The sequence below is a fragment of the Brevundimonas diminuta ATCC 11568 genome, assembly GCF_000204035.1.
Classification (GTDB): Bacteria; Pseudomonadota; Alphaproteobacteria; order Caulobacterales; family Caulobacteraceae; genus Brevundimonas; species Brevundimonas diminuta.
In genome coordinates this window covers 943,104-947,197 of record NZ_GL883086.1, presented here as the reverse complement: position 1 = coordinate 947,197, position 4,094 = coordinate 943,104, and the positions used below count along the sequence as shown (strand labels likewise).

The 4,094-nt window shown below is 65.9% G+C and carries 5 protein-coding genes; all 5 read left to right on the top strand.

The genetic code is table 11. The annotated features are described in order from the left end of the window. The coding region (locus tag BDIM_RS08450) for a lytic transglycosylase domain-containing protein (RefSeq protein ID WP_081461878.1) at positions 1-527 on the top strand (527 nt) is incomplete at its 5' end. A gap of 237 nt (positions 528-764) precedes the next feature. Then, positions 765-920, top strand: a complete 156-nt coding sequence (locus tag BDIM_RS17935) for a hypothetical protein (protein WP_003168654.1) — start codon at positions 765-767, stop codon at positions 918-920. Next, complete coding sequence (locus BDIM_RS08445) at positions 920-1,150, top strand: hypothetical protein (RefSeq protein WP_003168653.1); 231 nt, start codon at positions 920-922, stop codon at positions 1,148-1,150. Before BDIM_RS17935 ends, BDIM_RS08445 begins: the two co-directional genes overlap by 1 nt. A gap of 344 nt (positions 1,151-1,494) precedes the next feature. After that, a complete protein-coding gene (locus BDIM_RS08440) occupies positions 1,495-2,610 on the top strand; it encodes a TIR domain-containing protein (RefSeq protein ID WP_003165154.1) in 1,116 nt (371 codons plus the stop codon). A gap of 129 nt (positions 2,611-2,739) precedes the next feature. Beyond that, positions 2,740-4,094, top strand: a 1,355-nt coding sequence (locus tag BDIM_RS08435; protein ID WP_050796677.1) for a relaxase/mobilization nuclease domain-containing protein, incomplete at its 3' end; no start/stop codon positions are given.

The following is a 4,094-nucleotide window of genomic DNA, read 5'->3' as shown; positions in this document are numbered from 1 at the left end:
TCCGCGAAGCATCGCGCCGGTTCGGCGTGCCCGAGGCGTGGATCGCCGCCGTGATGCGCGCCGAAAGCGGCGGCCGGACCCATCTCGACGGGCGTCCGATCGTCTCGCGCGCAGGCGCGATGGGCCTGATGCAGGTGATGCCCGGCACCTACGCCGCGATACGGCGGCGGTACGGACTCGGGTCCGATCCGCACCATCCGCGCGACAACATCATGGCGGGGACGGCCTATCTGAAGCTGATGCATGACCGCTTCGGCTATCCCGGCCTGTTCGCCGCCTACAACGCCGGTCCTGGCCGCTACGTCGAGCATCTGGCGACCGGGCGGCCGCTTCCCGGCGAGACGCGCGCCTATATCGCCCAGCTCGCCCGCGGGCCTGCGACGCCCGAGATGCCGCCCGCCATCCTGTCCGGCGAGAGCCTGTTCTTCGCGCTCACCCGACCGGCGGCGTCGACCTCCGCCCCGCCGGACAGGATGGCGTCCGACAGTCTGTTCGCGGTGCGGCGACCGCTGGACGAGCGTCCGTGAGGCGAGGGGGATGTCCGCTCAGACTCGCCCATCATCCGGCGCGGGGCGGACCGCCTCAAGGACGACGGGGCCCCACCATTTTTCCCGGCGGACAGACGTCAGCCTTCCCGATCGAACGCCGGGCGCGCCGGGAAAAATCGTTTCCCCCATCGCCGCTGCGCGGCCGCTTCGCGGTCCCTGACCCGGCCCGCCCCGCGCCGGAAACGACCCCTGTCTTTCACTCGACAGGAGGTTCAAATGACCTTGGAACAGCATATCGAAGAACTGCGCGCCGAGCTTCGGGGCGTCCTTGATCCGCGCGAACTGCGTCAGATCGCGGCCGAACTGGAAGCCGCTGAAGCCCAGCGGGCGATGCTCGAAACGGCGTCGCTCGAGCTTCTGGAGCAGGGGTGATGAGCCCCTGCGACCGCGCCGAAGACCGGCGCGAACTCGCCCGGCTCCTGAAGGGCCGGGCCGAAATGGAGGCCGATGCGATGGCGCTCGAAGCCGAGTTCGGGACGACGCGCAGCGCTCGGCGCCGAAGCGCCATCAATGACGATCTCTATCTTCTCATGCTGATGAGGGTATCGCTCGACTGGAAGATCGAGGTCATCAAGGCGCGGTTGAGACAAGCGCGAGGCTGATCCAGCGGAGAGGCGGCGCTTCGGCGTTGCTTCCCTTGGTGCCGCGGACGGGGAAGGAGCCGTGCGGGCTGCTGGGGAGGGCGCAGGAGGAAGGGGAGGCTATGGCAAGATAAAGCAACAGCGCCATCTCTTCGGGATGGCGCTGCAAGTGATTGTCTGCACATCGTTTTTTCAGAAGAGAAATGGCGCCATGTTCGGCGCGATGGCGCCATAGGGCGCCACAAGCCCGCAACTGCTGGGTTTCCGACGGCGCCATGGCTCTTAAGCGCGGGGTGAGCTCATGGCGGTGTTGATCTAAGCTCCGCCGTGAGTAGGGATGGCTGCGACGTGTTGGGGGATTTTCATTGTCTGAAGTCGAAGAACTGTTTGCCGTCGTTGATGCTTTGGAGAAGATCGCGGCGGTCAGCGACGAGCCGGAGGTAAGGAAATCGATCCAGGCGATCGGCGACGCGTGCAACGCTGTGCATGAAGTCTTTTCCGGATCGTGGATTGGCTATCACGCTCGAACGTACCAGGAAGGCTTTGAGGCTGAGCCCGGAGCACGCTTCGACAGCGAGTGGGGAGTACGCGGGAGCGGCTTGAGCGGAACGACAGGCCGATGGGTGCAGTATGGTCGCGACGCTGTCCGTCGGTACATATTCGGGCAAGCCGGATATGACTCGCTCGGTGAACTGCCCGATCGCGCCAGCATCATCGAGCGAGATTTCGAACGGCTCAAAAGCCAGGCCATATCCATCCTTTCCAGCGCGCTTTCCGAACGCGATGACACCTATCTCGCCAAGCTCAAGACCGACCTCGAAAAGGTGAAGGTCTTTTCAGCGCATGAAGCCGCTCAAGCCTGGCAGCCGAGCGGTCAGTATATGACGCGAGACTCCGAGGCCGCCGCTGGCGGCGTATTGACGCCGGCGCATATCGCGTTGCTCGGAGAGATCACGGCCATCGCCACCGTGTTCCGTGCCGGCCGGGAGGCCGCCGAAATCGTGCGGCAGGCTGCCTCCCACATGGAACGGAACGCTCGGAAGACACGCCGCGTGGACCGGGTGGGAACGAACATCTTCCTCGGCCACGGCCGTTCGCCCCAATGGCGGGAGCTGAAAGACTTCATCCAAGACCGCCTTCATCTGCCTGCGGATGAGTTTAACCGGGTGCCCGTGGCTGGCGTGACAAACATCGCCCGGCTCGCCGAAATGCTCGACGCCGCCGCCTTCGCCTTCATCATCATGACCGCTGAAGATGAAACCGCTGAGGGCACGATGCAGGCGAGGATGAATGTCATCCATGAAGTCGGTCTGTTCCAGGGACGTCTCGGATTCACCCGCGGCATCGTCATGTTGGAGGAGGGATGCGAGGAATTCTCCAACATTCAGGGATTGGGCCAGATTCGATACCCTAAAGGCCGCATCTCGGCCGCCTTCGAGGATGTCCGCCAGGTGCTTGAGCGTGAAGGTCTCATTTCGTGAGCGCCTAGTCGGCGATGCAAATTTCGCCTGGGTCAAACGCTTCCGTGCGTTCGAACGCATGTAGGTGTCGTTTCGGTTTTGCCCGGCGGGGGCGATAGGGAGTGTTCGACTTAGCCGGAGTTTAACGCTGTGTCCGACGAGGACGATCTTGAGCCGCGCCTAGGCCGCATCCGTTCGCTCGGGAAGGCGCGCGGTCGCAGCTATGTCGGCCGCGTCGTGAAGGCGGCGAATCTGGCGCGCGGCGGTGCAGCGTCTGGATGGGGCAGGCGGGGTTTCTCTGGGGCGCGGATCGGACGCGGCGCAGGCGTTGGCCGCGTCCTCGCCTCACGCGACCGCTTCTCGGCGCTGCGTCAGCGCCGGGTGATCATCAAGTCGCGCATCGTGCGCCTCGACGGTCCCAAGGGATTCGCTCCGGCGCGCGCGCACCTACGCTACGTCGAGCGTGACGGAACGACGCGCGACGGGGGACCGGGCCGGCTCTATTCGGCGGATGCGGACAGTGCCGACCGCCGGGCCTTTCTCGATCGTCAGGACGGCGACCGGCACCACATGCGCTTCATCGTCTCGCCCGAGGACGGCGCATCCTACGACGATCTCAAATCCCTGACGCGCCGCCTGATGGAGCAGGTCGAAAAGGATCTCGGGACGAAGCTCGATTGGGTCGCGGTCGATCACTTCAACACCGCCCATCCGCACACCCACATCATCGTGCGCGGAAAGGACGATCACGGGAAGGACCTCGTCATCGCCCGCGACTATCTCTCGCACGGGATGCGCGAGCGCGCCGCCGAACTCGTCTCGCTCGACTTGGGTCCGCGCAGCGACATCGAGATCACAGACAGGCTCGGTGCGGAGGTGTCGCAGGAGCGGCTAACGAGCCTCGACCGGCGGCTCCTTCGCGACCTCGACGCCGGGGGCGTCGTCGTGGCGTTCGAGCGCGATCCGTTCCAGCAGACCTTGCGGGCTGGCCGGTTGCAGACGCTCGGCCGTCTCGGCCTGGCGCGCGAGCTGGGGGCAGGGCGCTGGGCGCTTGCGCCGGACTGCGAGGAGACCTTGCGGCGTATGGGCGAACGCGGCGACATCATCCGCACGATGCAGCGCGCCTTCACAGCCCATGGCGTCGAACGTCCGGGTCTGGACGCGGTGATCGCCGATCCGTCCTCGATGCAGCCGATCGTCGGACGGGTGATCGAGCGCGGCCTGTCCGACGAACTCAACGATCGTCACTACCTGATCGTCGACGCCGCCGACGGCCGCGTCCACTATGTCGACATCGGACGCGGCGAGGCGACGGAAACGCTTCCGACGGGCGCGGTCGTGCGCATCCGAGCGACGCCCACGGGCGCCCGCGCCGCCGACCGCACCGTCGCCGAGATCGCGGCGGCGAACGGAGGCCGCTACAGCGTCGACCTTCATCTCCGTCACGACGCGTCCGCGACGCGGATTTCGCCGAGACGCACGTTCGCCGGCTCGAGGCCATGCGC

Bases quoted from the DNA above. Each gene is read 5' to 3' on its own strand.
- BDIM_RS08445 (WP_003168653.1), top strand. From the start codon at position 920: ATGAGCCCCTGCGACCGCGCCGAAGACCGGCGCGAACTCGCCCGGCTC.
- BDIM_RS17935 (WP_003168654.1), top strand. From the start codon at position 765: ATGACCTTGGAACAGCATATCGAAGAACTGCGCGCCGAGCTTCGGGGC.